Below are 17,565 nucleotides of genomic sequence, written 5' to 3' on the forward strand. Positions count from 1 at the left end.
CGGAGGGGCGGTACAGCTGGTGGCTGTACCGCCCCTCCGGCGTGTGGGTCCGTCAGAGATCAGCTGCAACCGCTGGTCGAACCGCAGCCCTCGCAGATGTAGCAGGAACCGGCCCGCTGCATCTTCGTACCGCAGGAGAAGCACAGGGGGGCGTCCGCCTGGATGCCCAGCTGCATCTCCACCAGTTCGGCACTGGTGTGGGCCTGCTGCGGAGCGGGCTTGACCGCTTCGACCTCGGCCTTGGGGGTGACGACGGCCTTCAGCTCCTGCGCGCGGGGCGCGGACTGGGCCAGCCCCTCGACGTCGACCTCGTCCTCGCCGGCCTCGTACGAGCCCGTCTCCAGGTGTCGCTGCCGCTCGTCGGCGGAGTGGATGCCGAGGGCGGAACGCGTCTCGAAGGGCAGGAAGTCGAGCGCCAGGCGGCGGAAGATGTAGTCGACGATCGACTGCGCCATCCGCACGTCCGGGTCGTCCGTCATACCGGCCGGCTCGAAGCGCATGTTGGTGAACTTGGAGACGTACGTCTCCAGGGGCACGCCGTACTGCAGGCCTACGGAGACGGCGATCGAGAAGGCGTCCATCATGCCCGCGAGGGTGGAGCCCTGCTTCGACATCTTCAGGAAGACCTCGCCGAGACCGTCGTCCGGGTAGGAGTTGGCGGTCATGTAACCCTCGGCGCCGCCGACCGTGAAGGACGTGGTGATGCCGGGACGGCCCTTCGGGAGGCGCTTGCGGACCGGGCGGTACTCGACGACCTTCTCGACCGCGGTACGGATGGTGTCCTCGGCCTTGGCCGTGACCTCGGCCTTCTCCTTCTCCTTGGTCTTCGCGGAGAGGGGCTGGCCGACCTTGCAGTTGTCGCGGTAGATCGCGAGCGCCTTGACGCCCATCTTCCACGCCTCGAAGTAGACCTCTTCGACGTCCTCGACGGTCGCCGTCTCCGGCAGGTTGACTGTCTTGGAGAGCGCGCCGGAGATCCACGGCTGGATCGCGGCCATCATGCGGACGTGGCCCATCGCGGAGATGGAACGCTCGCCCATGGCGCAGTCGAAGACCTCGTAGTGCTCGGTCTTGAGGCCCGGGGCGTCGATCACATTGCCGTGGTCGGCGATGTGGGCGACGATCGCCTCGATCTGCTCCTCCTGGTAGCCCAGGCGGCGCAGGGCCTGCGGGACGGTGCCGTTGACGATCTGCATCGAGCCGCCGCCGACCAGCTTCTTGAACTTGACCAGGGCGAGGTCGGGCTCAAGGCCGGTGGTGTCGCAGGACATCGCGAGACCGATGGTGCCGGTCGGGGCGATGACCGAGGCCTGCGCGTTGCGGAAGCCGTTCTTCTCGCCGAGACGCAGCACGTCCTGCCAGGACTCCGTGGCGGCGGCCCAGATCGGCGTGTCCAGGTCGTCCACGCGGGGGGCCACGGCGTTGGCGTCGGAGTGCTGCTTCATGACGCGCTGGTGCGGCTGCGCGTTGCGGGCGTAGCCGTCGTACGGGCCGACGACCGCGGCGAGCTCGGCGGACCGCTTGTACGAGGTGCCGGTCATCAGCGAGGTGATGGCGCCGGCGAGGGAGCGGCCGCCGTCGGAGTCGTACGCGTGACCGGTGGCCATCAGCAGGGCGCCGAGGTTGGCGTAGCCGATGCCCAGCTGGCGGAAGGCGCGGGTGTTCTCGCCGATCTTCTGGGTCGGGAAGTCCGCGAAGCAGATCGAGATGTCCATCGCGGTGATGACGAGCTCGACGACCTTGGAGAAGCGCTCGACGTCGAAGGACTGGCGGCCCAAGCCGTCGTCCTTCAGGAACTTCATGAGGTTCAGCGAGGCGAGGTTGCAGGACGTGTTGTCCAGGTGCATGTACTCGCTGCACGGGTTCGAGCCGTTGATACGGCCGGACTCCGGGCACGTGTGCCAGCGGTTGATCGTGTCGTCGTACTGGATGCCCGGGTCGGCGCAGGCCCAGGCCGCCTCCGCCATCTTGCGGAAGAGGTCCTTGGCGTCGACCTCCTCGATGACCTCGCCGGTCATGCGGGAGGTGAGGCCGAACTTCTCGCCGTTCTCGACGGCCTTCATGAACGTGTCGTTCACGCGGACCGAGTTGTTGGCGTTCTGGTACTGGACGGACGTGATGTCGTCGCCGCCCAGGTCCATGTCGAAGCCCGCGTCGCGCAGGGCGCGGATCTTCTCCTCTTCCTTGACCTTGGTCTGGATGAAGTCCTCGATGTCGGGGTGGTCGACGTCGAGGATGACCATCTTGGCGGCGCGGCGCGTGGCGCCACCCGACTTGATCGTTCCTGCGGAGGCGTCGGCACCGCGCATGAAGGAGACGGGACCCGAGGCGTTGCCGCCGGAGGAGAGCAGCTCCTTGGAGGAGCGGATCCGGGAGAGGTTCAGGCCGGCGCCGGAGCCGCCCTTGAAGATCATGCCCTCTTCCTTGTACCAGTCGAGGATCGACTCCATGGAGTCGTCGACGGCCAGGATGAAGCAAGCGGAGACCTGCTGCGGCTGGGGCGTGCCGACGTTGAACCACACCGGCGAGTTGAAGCTGAAGATCTGGTGCAGGAGGGCGTACGCCAGCTCGTGCTCGAAGATCTCGGCGTCGGCGGGCGACGCGAAGTACTTGTAGTCCTCGCCGGCCTTCCGATACGTCTTCACGATGCGGTCGATGAGCTGCTTGAGGCTCACCTCGCGCTGCGGAGTGCCCACGGCACCCCGGAAGTACTTGCTGGTGACGATGTTGACCGCGTTCAACGACCAGAAGTCGGGGAACTCGACGCCACGCTGCTCGAAGTTGACCGAGCCGTCGCGCCAATTGGTCATGACGACGTCACGGCGCTCCCAGGACACCTCGTCGTACGGGTGCACGCCCGGGGTGGTGTGGATGCGCTCGATACGCAGTCCCTTGGTGGCCTTGGTGCCCTTCGCGCGGGAACCTCGTGCCGGACCGCTCGCCGTCTCTGTCATGCCGCCTCCCTGTATCAGGCTAAAACGCCCTGAAGTGCCTCGTTCTTCCCGGGGCACGGTGTGTGTTCTGGCATTGCGAGCACCGCCTACGCGTCCGCTCGCAACAGGTATGTGGTCGCCGCCGATCGGCAGGGCCTGCGTCGGCCCTTCTCGTCAGTCGGCGGCGTGTGCGGGCACGGGGACTTCGACAGCCTCTCCGGACCCGCGGTCGTTTCCTTGGCACCCCTCGCACACGTCGTCGTCGGCCGTGGCGGGGCCCTGCGTCTCTTCCCTGAGTTCCGTGATGGCGGACTCGAAGTCCTCCAGCGAGTCGAACGCCCGGTACACGGACGCGAACCGCAGATAGGCGACGACGTCCAGCTCCTGCAAGGGGCCGAGTATGGCCAGTCCCACGTCGTGGGTGGTCAGTTCGGCACTCCCGGTGGCCCGCACCGCCTCCTCGACCCGCTGGCCGAGCTGGGCGAGTGCGTCCTCCGTGACGGGCCGCCCCTGGCACGCCTTGCGCACGCCGTTGATGACCTTCGTACGGCTGAACGGCTCGGTGACTCCGGACCGCTTCACCACCATGAGGGAGCACGTCTCCACGGTCGTGAACCGACGGGAGCAGTCGGGACACTGGCGGCGCCTGCGGATCGACGTGCCGTCGTCCGTCGTACGACTGTCGACCACACGGCTGTCGGGGTGCCTGCAGAAGGGGCAGTGCATCGAATCCAACCCTCCTCGCACAGCACGACTCGATAGCCTCGGCGGGCCCTTGAGCCCCTCGAAGCAGCCCCAAGCATAGGCGATGACCTAGGACCTGGAAGACCGGGGGACCACAACTTCTGGGCCGCTGTGGAACTCGGACCACTATATGTAGGGCCTGACCCGAATTTCACGCTCTACGCGCGTGTCGCACCCGTATTGGCATGTGCCGCGCGTCCATTCCGGCGGGGAGCGTACGGGGATACGGTGTGCGGCAGCGGTACGGGGGCCGGTTCCCGATCCAAAGGGCACCTGATGGCAGACTGACCTTCGCCCCGCTCCGACCCACAAGGCCACGGCATCGGCGGCGAAGAGTACGAAAAAAGCGGCACCGAGCACCTTCGTCCGCCCCGTGCAGCGGTAGCCATACACCCAGACGCGTGATCACGTAAGGCCATTCGCGTTTTTTCACTCGAACGTGTGTTTGGCGCAACCTTTCGAAAGCAACTACCGTTGTCCAGCAGGGAGACGAACGAGAGGGGCCGACGTGACCACCACCGCAGACAGTGCCACCATCACTGCCCAGGACCGCTCCCAGGGCCGATTTGAGCCGGTGCAAGCCATGAATGAAACCGCGAACCAGGAGGGGCCCAAGCCCGCCCGCTCCCTGCCGGGCCGACCTCCAGGCATCCGGGCGGACAGCTCCGGACTCACCGACCGGCAACGCCGTGTCATCGAGGTCATCAGGGACTCCGTCCAGCGGCGGGGATACCCACCGTCCATGCGGGAGATCGGACAGGCCGTCGGCCTCTCCAGCACCTCCTCCGTGGCCCATCAGCTGATGGCACTGGAGCGCAAGGGCTTCCTGCGCCGCGATCCGCACCGCCCCCGGGCCTACGAGGTCCGCGGATCCGACCAGTCCACGGCGCAGCCCACCGACACCGCGGGCAAGCCGGCGGCGTCGTACGTCCCGCTCGTCGGCCGGATCGCCGCCGGTGGTCCGATCCTCGCCGAGGAGTCGGTCGAGGACGTCTTCCCGCTGCCCCGGCAGCTGGTCGGCGACGGTGAGCTGTTCGTGCTGAAGGTCGTCGGCGACTCGATGATCGAAGCCGCGATCTGCGACGGCGACTGGGTGACCGTCCGGCGCCAGCCGGTCGCGGAGAACGGCGACATCGTGGCGGCCATGCTGGACGGCGAGGCGACGGTCAAGCGCTTCAAGCGCGAGGACGGCCATGTGTGGCTGCTGCCGCACAACGCCGCCTACCAGCCCATCCCCGGTGACGAGGCGACCATCCTCGGCAAGGTCGTGGCGGTGCTCCGGCGGATCTGAGGATCCACCCCTGACCGGGCCCCGGGACCTCTGCGCCGGTTCCGGGGCCCTGTGCTGTCCCCGCGCCCCTCAAGGCCCTCAAGGGTTTCCCGCGGGGCGCTGCGCTGCACCGCTGTGCACGTCACAGAGGCTGCTTCCTCCGGCTCGCACCGAGGAGGCAGCCCCTGTGGCTGTTCTCAGGCCTCCTCGGCCTCCACCGCTTCCTGGGCCGCTTCGGCCTTGCGTGCCTTCTCGTCGATGGCGGCCAACGACCGCCGCACCTGGTTCCGGTCCGTCGTGTACCAGAAGTCGGGCAGCGACGCCTTGAGATAGTTCCCGTAGCGAGCGGTGGCGAGCCGCTGGTCCAGCACGGCGACCACACCCCGGTCCCCCGTCGCCCGTACGAGGCGGCCGGCGCCCTGGGCCATCAGCAGGGCCGCGTGCGTGGCCGCGACGGCCATGAAGCCGTTGCCCCCGGCGTCCTCGACCGCCTTCTGGCGGGCACTCATCAGCGGGTCGTCGGGGCGCGGGAAGGGGATCTTGTCCATGACGACCAGCTGGCAGCTGGCACCCGGCACGTCCACGCCCTGCCAGAGCGACAGCGTGCCGAACAGACAGGTCTTCGGGTCCGCGGCGAAGTTCTTGATCAGCTCGCCGAGCGTCTCCTCGCCCTGGAGCAGGATCGGGAACTCCGGGATGCGGGAGCGCAGTTCCTCCGCGGCGAGCTGGGCGGCCCGCATCGAGGAGAACAGGCCGAGCGTACGGCCGCCGGCCGCCTGGATCAGCTCGGTGAGTTCGTCGAGCATGTCTCCGCGGTCGCTGTCCCGGGCGGGTCTGGCCAGGTGCTTGGCGACGTACAGGATGCCCTGCTTGCCGTAGTCGAACGGCGAGCCGACGTCGAGGCCCTTCCAGATCGGGATGTCCTCCCCCTGGACGCCTTCCGGGGACAGGCCGAGGGAGGCGCCCACTCCGTTGAAGTCGCCGCCGAGCTTCAGGGTGGCCGAGGCCAGGACGACGGAGCGGTCCGCGAAGAGCTTCTCGCGCAGCAGGCCCGCCACGGACATCGGGGCGACCCTCAGGGACGCTCCGAAACGGTCGTGCCGCTCGTACCAGACGACGTCCCACTCGGAGCCGTTCGTGATGCGCTCCGCCACGTCGTGGACGCTCTCCACGGAGGCGAGGGCCTGCTTGCGGACCGCGTCCTCGTCGGTGACGGACTTGTCGCGGGTCGCCCCGATCCCCGAGATCACCGTGCGGGCGGCGTCCCGCAGGGCCATCAGCGCGTACCCGAGATCCTCCGGGATCTCCTCAAGGCGGCCGGGCAGGGCCAGCTCCATCAGCCGCTCGAAGCCCTCGGCGGCCGTCTGCAGCTGATCGGCCGCCTTCTCGTTCACAAGCTTCGCCGCACGGCGCACGGCGCGGTTGACCTGGCCCGGGGTGAGCTCGCCGGTCGCGACTCCGGTCACCCGGGAGACCAGTTCGTGGGCCTCGTCGACGATCAGCACCTCGTGCTGCGGGAGGACGGGGGCGCCTTCGATGGCGTCGATCGCCAGGAGCGCGTGGTTGGTGACGACGACATCGGCGAGCTTCGCGCGCTCACGGGCCGCCTCGGCGAAACACTCCGCTCCGTAGGCGCACTTCGAGGCGCCGAGGCACTCCCTGGAGGAGACGGAGATCTGCGACCAGGCCCGGTCCGAGACACCGGGGGTGAGGTTGTCGCGGTCCCCCGTCTCGGTCTCGTCCGACCACTCCCGCAGCCGCAGCAGGTCCTGACCCAGCTTGCTGGTGGGCGCGGCCGCCTCGAACTGGTCGAAGAGGCCCTCCTCCTCGTCCTGCGGCGCTCCTTCGTGGAGCCGGTGCAGACACAGGTAGTTCGACCGGCCCTTGAGCATCGCGAACCCGGGCCGGCGGCGCAGCAGCGGATGCAGGGCGTCCACCGTGCGCGGAAGGTCCCGCTCCGCGAGCTGCCGCTGGAGCGCCAGGGTGGCGGTCGCCACGACGACCCGCTCCCCGTGCGCCAGCGCGGGAACCAGGTAGCCGAGCGACTTACCGGTGCCGGTGCCCGCCTGGACCAGCAGATGGGAACCGTCGTCGATGGCCTGCGCGACGGATTCGGCCATGGTCACCTGGCCGGGGCGCTCCGTGCCGCCGACGGCTGTGACGGCGGCGTGCAGGAGTTCGGGGAGTGAGGGCTCTGTCATAGCCCGACCACCCTACGGGTCGGCACCGACAACCGGGTGATCGCGGCGGTGGAGGGGGATGTGATCAGGACGCGTGGACGGGCGGCGGTACTGGGGGTGATCACGACTGGTGGAGGGGGTTCGGGACGGTGCCGTGCACGGCTGCGTGCGGGCGCTGCGACCGGTCCCGGTAGCCGTCGAGGTGAAGCCGGTTGCGGTTGAGGCAGAGCCGCTCGATACGGGGAGTGAGCAGGTCGAACGTCTCGTAGCGCTCCTTGAGCTCCGGGAAGAGCCTGTGGTGCCGGAGGATCTCTGCTCGGACGAGTGACCAGAACTCGTCCTCGCGGACGCCCAGTTGCTCCTGGCACAGCGGGGCCAGATAGCGGAAGACACCGACGAAGAGCCCGGAGTGGATGAACTGGGTGAGGAAGGCGGCCGGTTCCGTGAGCAGCACCGCCCTTACGTCGTCGGGCATGGAGGCGTGCTCGGGAAGCCGCTCGGCGCTCACGTTCACGTCGTCCACGAAGTCCTTCACCGCGAGCCGCACCGGTACGTCGTGGTCGTCGAAGACAACGATCGCGTTCTCGCCGTGTGGGCTGAACACAGTGCCGTAGCGGTAGAGGAAGTGCAGCAGGGGTGGCAGCAGCGCGGCGAAGAGACGGCGCAGCCAGCTTCGCGGGTCGAGGCCCGAGCGCTCGACCAGCTCCGCCGCGAAGGCACGGCCCTCGGGGTCGGTGTGCAGGAGAGCGGCGAGCGTACGGGCACGTTCGCCGGGCGCGAGATGCCGGGAGAGCGGCTCGCGCCAGATCGCGCCGAGCAGCTCCCTGTACTGGTACGGGACGTCCGGCAGGGCGTCGTACACCGGGTGTCCGACCGTCACGGACGCGACCTCGCCCAGCAGGATCACCGCGCAGGTGTCGTGCAGGAAGGGATCGGTGTCCCGCAGCCCGTGCATCCAGGCGGTGACGGCGGGGGCGGCGAGCGTCCGTTCCGTCGGGAGGCCGCGCCATACCAGGGTGTTGAGGACGGACAGCGGCAGTTTCACCGTGTGCCGGTCCGGGCGTGAGGTGTTCAGGAACGTACGGATCGACTGCTGGGGCAGACGGAGATCGCCGTCCGGGGGCAGGGGGACGATGGCTCCCGCGGCGACGGAGGGCGCGAAGAGCGGCAGCACGACGTCGTTCCACTGCCAGGGATGCACGGGCAGATAGAGGTACGACTCCGGAGCGAGCCCCCGCGCGCGCAGTGCGCTGTCGTACGACGTGCGGACGGCGGGGTCGAGCTCGCGCGCGTAGAGCTGGTCGGCGCTGTCCAGTCCCTGGACACCCCGGTAGGTGGCGAGCGAGGTGTGGACGGCGATCCAGGGCAGGACTGTCGCTCTTCGGCCCTCGGGCGCCCACTGGGCGACGTCCGTCGCGGAGAAGCCCAGCCGGCCCTTGTTGAGGACGATCCATGGATGACCTGTCTGGTGGCCTTCCAGCTCCGCGTACCCGAGATCGGCGAGACGGGCGGCCGGGAGCGCGGTGTGGTCCAGCCGGGCGTCCGCGGCGAGTGTGGTGGACAGTTCGCGGATGACGTGCCCGAGGGTGGCACCGTCGAGATGGAGCACGGCGCGGGCGCGGGTGAGGAAGTCGAGGGGGTCGGTGTAGGGCCGCTGGTGTGGGGGTGACTGCGGCGCGCCGGGGGTCGTCGGGGCGGCGCGTTCGGCCTCGGTCGCGGGCTCGGCCTCGGCGGCGCGTTCGGCTGAGGGGGCTGCGGTTGTTCCGGCCGCTTCGGTCAGCGTGAGTGACGAAGGGTCCACCCGCCAGCTGTCGTACGCACCACGGCGGGCGCGGAAGGCGAGGATGCCACCGGCGTCAAGGCGCAGGGTGTAGGAGCGCTCGCCGTCGGGGGCGGCGTCGGCCGGCTCAGGGGCTGAAGGGGACGCGGCCGAGCCCTGGGGTCCGGGAGCGGGCGGTGTGGTGGGGGGTCGCTGAGCAGTGGTGGGTGGTCGCTGAGCATCCGTCTCGCGTGGCGAATCGTCTCCTCTGGGTTCCCGGGACCCGGCGGAAGCCCCCGCGCTGGAAGTGTTGAGGGTGCAGGAAGGGCTGGAAGCGTTGAGGGGGCTGGATGTACTGGAGGGGCTGGGCGAAACGCCGGCTGCCGCCGTACCGCCGGTGTGATGCGCAGCCGGTTCCGGCAGCAGGATCTCCTCGTGCGCGAACTCGCCGATCATCTTCGCGAGCAGGCGGCGCCCCGCCTCCTCCCATCTTTCCCGGCTCAGTTCCGGCGGGTCGTAGAGACGTGACGGCTCTCCGGGAGCCGGGGCGGCGGACGGGTTCGGCACAGGGACTCCTCGACTGGGAACCTGATCGGCACGAGCGGTGTACTAAAAGTGACGGCGCTACAACAGATCGCGCAGGGCCCGGTCTCGCACCATGAGGGCTGCCTTCTTGTCGGGCAGCTCGACCTCGGCGGAGAACCGGAAGCCGGCGCTCAGGAAGGCGGACACGGAGGGGGTGTTGCGAAGGTCGGGCTCTGCGACGACTCGTGCGCAGGAGGGACGACGGTCGAGGACGAGGTCGGAGACAGCACGGAGCAGGACCGTGCCGAGTCCCCGCCCGCGATGGGCGACGCCGCCGATGAGGAGGTGGATTCCGGTGTCGTGCGGGCGGGCCGGGTAGTGGCGGGCCAGGGGGTCGAGATCCGCGCGGTAGATCTCCCAGTAGCTCATCGGTGTGCCGTCCAGCACGCCGAGACAGGGGACGCTGCGTCCGTCCCCGTCGAGTTGGGCGCGCAGGTGCTCCTCGGTCGCCGTGTCCGGACCGGCGAGCTCCCAGAAGGCAGCCACGGCAGGGTCGTTCATCCAGCGACTGATCAGCGGAACGTCACGGGTCAGGTGTACGGGGACCAGGTGGAAGGCGCCCACGGCGGTGGCCGTCTGCCCCCAGCCACCGACCCGGTCGAGCAGGTCCTCATCGGCGGGGGCTAGGGGGCGGGCGGGTCTCGTCCTGCGTGGGGCAGGGTGCTCCCTCCTGCCGTGTTGTTCGCCGCTGTCCTGTTCTCCGCCGACCGGCTCTCCGGTGTTCTGTTCCCCGTCGGCGGTCCCGACTGTCCCAGCTGTCGTGGCTGTCCCGGCTGTCCCGGCTGCTTCAGGGTCCGCTGCGAAGAGCGCGAGGAATTCGTCGGGCAGGCGCAGGTCGAGGGTGTCCGCGTTGCCCGGGCCGCCCACGGCGTCCGGACGGTCCGGGCTGCCCGCAGCGGGGACCGATCCGCTCCGGGCGCCGGCTCGGGGGGCGGTAGCGGCGTCGGCGTCGGCGTCGGTGCTCGCATCGGGGGGAGGCACGGCGACGCTCCTCTCAGGAGACGGGGTGGGGCATGTTCCTCAGGAGTGCAGGGGGTTGGCGATGGTGACGTAGACGGACTGGGTGTCGACGGGGCCGACGAGTTCGTCGAGGCCGTGCAGGCGGGTCAGCAGGTTGGCCTTGCAGCGCAGGACGGGAGAGTCGAGCAGGAGGGAGGGCAGGTTGGTTCGCGGCAGGCGGGCCGGACCGGAGGCGACGGTGGTGAGGAAGCGGCGGAAGGCGGCCAGCAACAGGCGTTCGTCAGCCAGGCGTTGGGAGCCGAAGGCGCCGATGAGGCCGAGCACGTTGTTGATGGCGAGGTAGTAGGCGAACCGTTCGTCCGTGACCGCGTCGGAGACGAAGGTGTCGCTGTGCTCGCCGATGCCGGGCAGTCGCTTGTCCAGTTCCGCGCGCCGGGACTCGCGGAAGTAGTAGCCCTGGTTGTCGCGGTAGCGGCCGCCCCTGGGCCAGCCTTCCGCGTCCAGCAGGAGCAGGGTGTTCTGCTGGTGTGCCTCCAGCGCGATGCCGGCTTCGCTGTCCAGCCAGAGGACAGGGCGGACGACGTGTTCGAGGTAGCGCAGGAACCACTCCGCGGCGACGGCTCCACGCGGCCGGCCCGTGCGGCCGGCGAGCCGGGTGACGATCTCGGTGAGCCGGGACCGAGTCGCGGACCGGGGCGGCTCGGGCTGCCGCTGTCCGGTGGACGTGCTTCCGGGCCGGGGCGAGACGAGCCCGGCGATGCAGGAGACATCGTCGGTCGGCGTGAACGGGTTGTGGCGGATCATCACGTCGAGGCCGGTCACCGGGGTGCCGTCGGGTTCGTTCACCGCGAGCCACGCGGGGTCGCGCACGATGTCGAAGCCCGGGTGGGCCGCCTGCCACTGTTCGGCGAGGCCGGCACGCAGCAGGCGGTGGACCTCGACCCCGCGGTGGAATTCCTTGCGGAGGTTCTCCCGGCGGGAGTTGGTGATACGCAGGCCCAGGGACAGCTTCAGCATCGCGGGGGCACCGGAGCGGTAGAGGGTACGGACGGAGGAGGTGGGGTGCCACGGGGAGCCGTGGGGGCCGAGGTCCCGGAGCAGTCCGGCGGTCAGGAGTTTCGCGGTCTCCGGGCGTCGGTGGACCTCTCGAAGCTGCCAGGGGTGCATCGGCAGCGCGGCGTAGCCCTCGGGCAGGTGCAGTCCCGCACCGGCGAGCCGGGAGGTGAGCTGTTCCGCGGGTACGGGGCGGCCTCGCTCGGTCCACGCCGAGTCGGTGGCGAGCACGGAGGGGGCGACGGCCATCCAGTGCAGGGCGAAGGAGCCCCTCAACTCCGGGGAGTAGAGCAGGTTCTCGGCGACCGAGAGCCCTTCGCGGCTCTTCGGGGTGGGGTGGAGCGGGTGGCCGAGCAGCAGTGACTGTTCGGCGGAGAGGAAGAGGTCGGGGCCGTCGGCGGGGTTCTGCCTGCGGTCCGCGATGAACACGACGGTCCGTCGCAGGGAGTCCGCGACCCGGCCGACCAGGTCACCGTCGTCGACCGGGGCGCGGAACCCGGCGGTCGCCGCGGAGGTGGCGTGGGTGCTCGCTTCGGCGGGGGTCGCACCCGGTACGGCCGGGGTCGTTCCCGGCGCGGCGGGAGTCGCACCCGGTGCGACGGCGGTCGTCACGTCGGCGGACGCGTGCGCCGACGCGGACTCTACGGACGCTGTCGGGCCCCCGTGCGTCGCGGCGTCGTTCGTCACGGCCCCGTACGCCGGAGCCCCGTGCGCGGGGGTCTCGTGCATCGCGGCCCCATGGGCAGGAGACCCATGCGCCGGAGCCCTGTACGTCGGAGCCCCCTGCGTCGGGGTCTCGCGGCCCAGCAGGGCCGCGAGTGTGACGGCGTCGGTGGGAGGGGCCTGGTCCGGGGCGCTGGCGAGGTGCGGAGGGCCCAGTCGGTGCCACCCCGTGGGGGACCAGTACTGGACCGGGACGACGAGGGCCGTACCACTGGCGGGGAGGGGGATGCGCAGGGCGCCGTCGGCCGGAGCGGGGAGGTCGTGTTCGCGTACCCAGCAGCGCAGCAGGTTCTCCACGGCCGCGGCCTGGGCGGCGGTGTGCGGGTCGGGGTGTTCCAGCAGGTCGGTGGTGGCGCCGTACAGTCCTTCGGACTTCCTGGCCCCTCCCTTCTGCCGGGGGACCGATTCGGTCCCCGGCCCGAGCGGGATCTGCGGGCGGCAGGCTGCTCGCTCGTGGGGCTGGGGGCGTCCGTCGGATGCGGGCGTGGCGTTCAAAAGGGTTCCTTGGAGGTGGTTCAGGCTCGTACGGCGACGAGCCGGGGCTGTTCCGGCATGGGTGACACCTGTGCGTTTCCTGGTCGGCGCGGGGAGAGGGAGGGGGCCACCGGGTGGCCCTGGCGCTTGTAGCCGAGGCCGTCGGCAGAGAGGCGCTCGCCTCCCGGTCCCGGGCCCAGATCCCCCATCGGTTCGCCGCCCTACCCTGCGTGCTCGGTTCGTACGGCCTGTTCGGTGCGCCCGGTCGGCAGCTCGCGGGCGCCCGGGACGCGTCGGCCGGTGGGGGCCTTCGCCACCTCCGCCACCGCGTCGGCGAGCCGGTCCAGTACCGCGGTCGTCTGCTCGTCGGTGATCGTGAGGGGTGGAAGCAGGCGCACCACGCCGGCGTGCCGGCCGCCCAGTTCCACGATCAGTCCGCGTCGCAGGCACTCCCGCTGCACGGCGGCGGCCAGTTCGGGCGCGGCGGGAGGAGGCCCTCCGGCGGTCGCGGGCGGCTTCTCGGGCTCCACGAACTCGACGCCGATCATCAGTCCTCGGCCGCGCACCTCCCCGACACAGTCGAAGTCCGACTCCAGAGAGCGGAGTTGGCCGATCATGCGGTCGCCCAGGGCGGCGGCGCGCTCGGCGAGCCGGTTCTCGCGGACGTACGCGAGGGTCGCGGCGCCCGCCGCCATGGCGAGTTGGTTGCCGCGGAACGTGCCGGCGTGGGCGCCCGGTTCCCATACGTCGAGGTCGTCGCGGTAGACGACGACGGCCAGCGGCAAGCTGCCGCCGATGGCCTTGGACAGGACCATCACGTCGGGGGTGACGCCGCTGTGCTCGACCGCCCAGAAGGTGCCGGTCCGGCCGACCCCCGTCTGCACCTCGTCGGCGATCAGTGGAATGGAGCGTGCCGCGGTGATCTCCCGTATCCGCCGCATCCAGTCGTCGCGGGCCGGGATCACCCCGCCCTCGCCCTGCACGGGTTCGAGGATCATGGCCGCGGGACTCGTCACCCCGGATTTCGTGTCGTCGAGGAGGGACTGCGTCCAGCGGGCGGCGAGTTCGGCCCCTTGCTCTCCGCCGACCCCGAACGGGCAGCGGTAGTCCTGCGGATAGGGCAGGCGGGTGACTCGTACGTCCGGGGCGCCTCCGGATGCTGCGAGCGCCCCCTCTGTCATCCCGTGATAGGCACCCGTGAAGGCGAGGATTCCGTTGCGTCCGGTCGCGGTGCGTACCAGTTTCAGCGCCGCCTCCACGGCGTCCGTGCCCGCGGGGCCGCAGAACTGCACACGCGCGCGGTCGGCGAGACCGGGCGGCAGCGTGCGGAACAGCTCGGTGGTGAAGGCGTCCTTGACGGGGGTGGCCAGGTCCAGGACGTGCAGCGGGGCTCCCGAGTCGAGGACCTTGCGGACGGCCTCCAGGACGACGGGGTGGTTGTGGCCGAGGGCCAGGGTGCCGGCGCCCGAGAGGCAGTCGAGATAGCGGCTCCCGTCGGCGCCCTCGATGGTCAGCCCGCGCGCCCGTACGGGGACGATCGGCAGGGAGCGCGCGTAGGTGCGGGCCGCCGACTCGCGCGCCGACTGCCTTCGCAGAATGCCTTCCTGCGCCGCGCGCGCCGTCGCGTTCTCGTGCACCGTGCGCACGGTCGCGGTTTCGTACGCCGTGCGCGCCGTCGGGTTCTGTTGCCTGCGCGCCCCCGCCGCCTCGTGCGTCGTACCCGCCCCCGCCGCTTCCTGAGTCGCGGGCGCCGCCCCGGGCGCGGACTCCGTCACAGCCACGTCTGTCGTCCTCCCGCTGTTCACGCCGTGCATGCCACGCTGTGCAGAGGCGAGTTGCCGGTCCGCCCGATGAGGCGGCAGGGGGATGAACGCAGCCGGAACGTCCCCCGTACGTACCAACGACGAGGACCGCGCGGGGCAACGGCGGACCTGAGATCCTTGCCGTGACGGAACCGTTGCGGGTCTGTCGGAAGTCCCCCACAGCAACGGCATAGTCTGTGGTGCCGTTCGGCGATCCTCGCTGATCAGCACCCACGGTCCACGTCGGGTACGCACGGGTCCCCGGATCCGTACGAAGTCCCGTGTGCCGGCACAGAGTTGTTCGTTCACCTCCAGGGGGATTCACACCATGCGACCGATACGCCCGCTCTTCGCCGCCCGTCGAGGGAGGAGCCCGCGCCGCAGAATCTCCCCCGTGCTGGCAGCGGTAGGCATGGCCACCGCGCTGGCCCTGACCACCACCGCCTGCGGCTCCGGTGAGGACGCCGACGCGGCTGCCGAGACGTCCGCGGCGGCGGCCGGTGACGGCAAGATCCAGATCCCGGACGACATCAAGGACAGGCTCAAAGAGCACGGCATCGACATCGACAAGTGGAAGGGCGGTGAGTGGAAGAACTGGGACAAGGACGACTGGCTGCGCGAGGCCGGCGACTACATCAACCCGATCATCGCGGACCTGTGGGACCCGGACCGCATGCGCGAGGCCGAGGACCCGGACCAGGGCAAGGGCGTCGACGAGAACGACCTCTCGGGTGATCAGGGCGTGACCGACCCCGAGCCGGCGCCGGTGGAGGCACAGGCCGTTCCGGCGGCGTACCACGAGAACGTGCCCGAGGCGGGCAAGGTGTTCTTCGACTCCCCCGAGGGCACGATGGTCTGCTCGGCGACCGTGGTCCAGGACCCGGCCCACCCGGGCAAGTCCAACCTCGTGTGGACCGCGGGCCACTGCGTGCACGCGGGCAAGAAGGGCGGCTGGTACCGCAACATCGCCTTCGTGCCCTCGTACAACGACAGCGCCATGTCGGCGGCCGAGAGCGCGAACGCCACCAAGGAGCAGGTCGCTCCGTACGGCGTCTGGTGGGGCAACTGGGCGCAGACCTCGGACCAGTGGATCGAGCAGGGCGGCCCGACGGGCGGCGAGGGTGCCTCGTACGACTTCGCCGTGATCCATGTGACGCCGGAGAAGGGTGGCGACGGCAAGTCCCTGGAGGAGACCGTCGGTTCGGCTCTCCCGGTCGACTTCAACTCGCCGACCGTGTCCGAGGTCGGGGACATCACCGCGACCGGCTACCCGGCGGCGAAGCCGTTCGACGGCGAGACCATGTACCAGTGCACGGACAAGCCGGGCCGGCTCTCGCTCGTCAAGTCCAATCCGACGATGTACCGCATCGGTTGCACCATGACCGGTGGTTCCTCGGGCGGTGGCTGGGTGGCGACGGGCTCGGACGGCGAGCCCGCGCTGGTCTCCAACACCTCGATCGGCCCGGTGACCGCGGGCTGGCTGGCGGGTCCGCACCTGGGCACGGAGGCCAAGGGGATCTACGACGCGGTGAGCAAGAAGTACGCGGCACAGCAGTAGCGGCACGGGGAGGGACGGCGGCAGGGTGGGCCTGACGGAAACATTCACCGCCCGCCCGCCGTTCGTCCTCGATTCGCCGGGCACAGTGGGGTGTCGCGGTCGCACAGGGTCCGCGGAGGATGTCATCGGCGTCCTCCACGGCTGATCCACGGGCGCCTGATCCGCGGACACATGATCCGCGGGTGCCTGGGATCCACAGGTGCCCGACCCGCATGTGCTCGACCCGCAGGTCGGAAATACACGTTCTATCGGGGGTAACAACACCATGCGTTCCACACGTCCGTCCTTCGCGGAAAGTCGCGGGCGGGGCCGCCTCCTCGCCGCCGCCGGACTCGCCGCGGCTCTGGCCCTCACCGCCACCGCCTGTGACTCGGGGGACGACACGGCCGCCGACAAGCCGGCTGCCAGGGGTTCCGAGTCCTCCGGTTCAGACAAGATCGAAATTCCGGCCGACATCGCCGACAGGCTCAAGGAGCACGGCATCGATGTCGACGACTGGAAGGACGGCGAGTGGAAGAACTGGGACAAGGACAAGTGGCTCAGTGAGGCCCAGGACTTCGTGAACCCGGTGATCGAGGACCTCTGGAAGCCCGAGCGGATGACATCCGCCGAGGACCCGGAGAAGACGCTCTCCACGAAGGACGCGGCGGCCGAGCAGGGCGTCAGCGACCCGGCGCCCGCCCCGGTCACGGCGACGCGCGAGAAGACGCCGTACCACGAGAACGCCGCGCCGGTCGGGAAGGTCTTCTTCGACTCCCCCGAGGGTTCGATGGTCTGCTCCGGCACGGTCGTCACGGATCCGCGCAACCCGGGCAGGTCCAACCTCGTGTGGACCGCGGGCCACTGCGTGCACGCCGGCGGTGGCGGCGGCTGGTACCGCAACATCGCCTTCGTGCCCGCCTACAACGACCTCGGCAAGTCCGAGGCCCAGCTGGGCAACGCCACGCAGCAGGAGATCGCCCCGTACGGCCAGTTCTGGGCGGACTGGGCCTCGACCTCCGACGAGTGGATCGAGGGCGGCTCGGAGTCGGGCGGCGCGGGTGCCCCGTACGACTACGCGGTGCTGCACGTGAAGCCGGAGTCCGGTTCCAAGTCCCTTGAGGAGACGGTCGGCAACGCGCTGGACGTCGACTTCTCCACGCCCGCCGCACGGAACGCGGGCGCGATGGGCGCGTGGGGCTACCCGGCGGCGGCACCCTTCGACGGTCTGATCATGCACAAGTGCGTCGACCGGCCGGGCAGGCTCTCGCTCCAGGCGGCGCTGCCGACCATGTACCGCATCGGGTGCACGATGACCGGTGGTTCGTCCGGCGGCGGCTGGTTCCGGGTGGTCGACGGCAAGACCGTGCTCGTCTCGAACACGTCGATCGGCCCGTCCGACAGCACCTGGCTGGCCGGCCCGCAGCTGGGCCAGGGCGCCAAGGCCATCTACGACAACATGAGCAAGGAGTACGGCTCCAAGTAGGACACGACGACGAACCGGAAGGCCCGCCCCTGCGAGAGGGGCGGGCCTTCCGGTGTGCG

At 70.2% G+C, this 17,565-nt stretch carries 10 protein-coding genes; 3 read left to right on the top strand and 7 right to left on the bottom strand.

The window, feature by feature from the left end; genetic code table 11:
- Positions 1 to 59: 59 nt before the first annotated feature.
- Both J8N05_RS32945 and nrdR read right to left on the bottom strand, forming a co-directional pair.
- Positions 60 to 2,954: a vitamin B12-dependent ribonucleotide reductase gene (locus J8N05_RS32945; RefSeq protein WP_210889246.1), complete on the bottom strand. Its 2,895-nt coding sequence runs from the start codon at positions 2,952 to 2,954 to the stop codon at positions 60 to 62.
- A gap of 153 nt (positions 2,955 to 3,107) precedes the next feature.
- Positions 3,108 to 3,659, bottom strand: a complete 552-nt coding sequence (nrdR, locus tag J8N05_RS32950; RefSeq protein ID WP_210889248.1) for a transcriptional regulator NrdR — start codon at positions 3,657 to 3,659, stop codon at positions 3,108 to 3,110.
- A gap of 526 nt (positions 3,660 to 4,185) precedes the next feature.
- Between nrdR and lexA the strand changes: the two genes are divergently transcribed.
- Positions 4,186 to 4,968, top strand: coding sequence for a transcriptional repressor LexA (gene lexA / locus J8N05_RS32955; protein ID WP_210889250.1), 783 nt, complete (start codon positions 4,186 to 4,188; stop codon positions 4,966 to 4,968).
- A gap of 176 nt (positions 4,969 to 5,144) precedes the next feature.
- Here the strand turns inward: lexA and J8N05_RS32960 are convergent, their stop codons facing one another.
- The 5 genes from J8N05_RS32960 to J8N05_RS32980 all read right to left on the bottom strand — a co-directional run bounded on the left by J8N05_RS32960 (position 5,145) and on the right by J8N05_RS32980 (position 14,462).
- A complete protein-coding gene (locus J8N05_RS32960) occupies positions 5,145 to 7,148 on the bottom strand; it encodes an ATP-dependent DNA helicase (protein ID WP_210889251.1) in 2,004 nt (667 codons plus the stop codon).
- 100 nt (positions 7,149 to 7,248) lie between these two features.
- The gene (locus J8N05_RS32965) at positions 7,249 to 9,309 is read right to left on the bottom strand and encodes an IucA/IucC family protein (protein ID WP_407699987.1); all 2,061 of its coding nucleotides are present in this window, start codon (positions 9,307 to 9,309) and stop codon (positions 7,249 to 7,251) included.
- A gap of 201 nt (positions 9,310 to 9,510) precedes the next feature.
- Positions 9,511 to 10,452 carry a GNAT family N-acetyltransferase gene (locus J8N05_RS32970; RefSeq protein ID WP_210889253.1) on the bottom strand — a complete coding sequence of 314 codons (942 nt, stop codon included), beginning with the start codon at positions 10,450 to 10,452 and terminating at the stop codon, positions 9,511 to 9,513.
- 39 nt (positions 10,453 to 10,491) lie between these two features.
- Positions 10,492 to 12,495 (bottom strand): IucA/IucC family protein, encoded by a 2,004-nt coding sequence (locus J8N05_RS32975; RefSeq protein ID WP_456339985.1) that lies wholly within the window; start codon positions 12,493 to 12,495, stop codon positions 10,492 to 10,494.
- A gap of 407 nt (positions 12,496 to 12,902) precedes the next feature.
- A complete protein-coding gene (locus tag J8N05_RS32980) occupies positions 12,903 to 14,462 on the bottom strand; it encodes a diaminobutyrate--2-oxoglutarate transaminase family protein (RefSeq protein ID WP_407699949.1) in 1,560 nt (519 codons plus the stop codon).
- 349 nt (positions 14,463 to 14,811) lie between these two features.
- Here J8N05_RS32980 and J8N05_RS32985 point away from each other — a divergent pair, with 349 nt between their 5' ends.
- Both J8N05_RS32985 and J8N05_RS32990 read left to right on the top strand, forming a co-directional pair.
- Entirely contained in the window at positions 14,812 to 16,041 is a 1,230-nt protein-coding gene (locus J8N05_RS32985; RefSeq protein ID WP_210889255.1) for a trypsin-like serine peptidase, read from the top strand.
- Positions 16,042 to 16,306: 265 nt separating this feature from the next.
- The gene (locus J8N05_RS32990) at positions 16,307 to 17,506 is read left to right on the top strand and encodes a trypsin-like serine peptidase (RefSeq protein WP_210889257.1); all 1,200 of its coding nucleotides are present in this window, start codon (positions 16,307 to 16,309) and stop codon (positions 17,504 to 17,506) included.
- The last annotated feature ends 59 nt before the right edge of the window (positions 17,507 to 17,565 follow it).

Source organism: Streptomyces liliiviolaceus (genome assembly GCF_018070025.1).
GTDB classification, from domain to species: Bacteria; Actinomycetota; Actinomycetes; order Streptomycetales; family Streptomycetaceae; genus Streptomyces; species Streptomyces liliiviolaceus.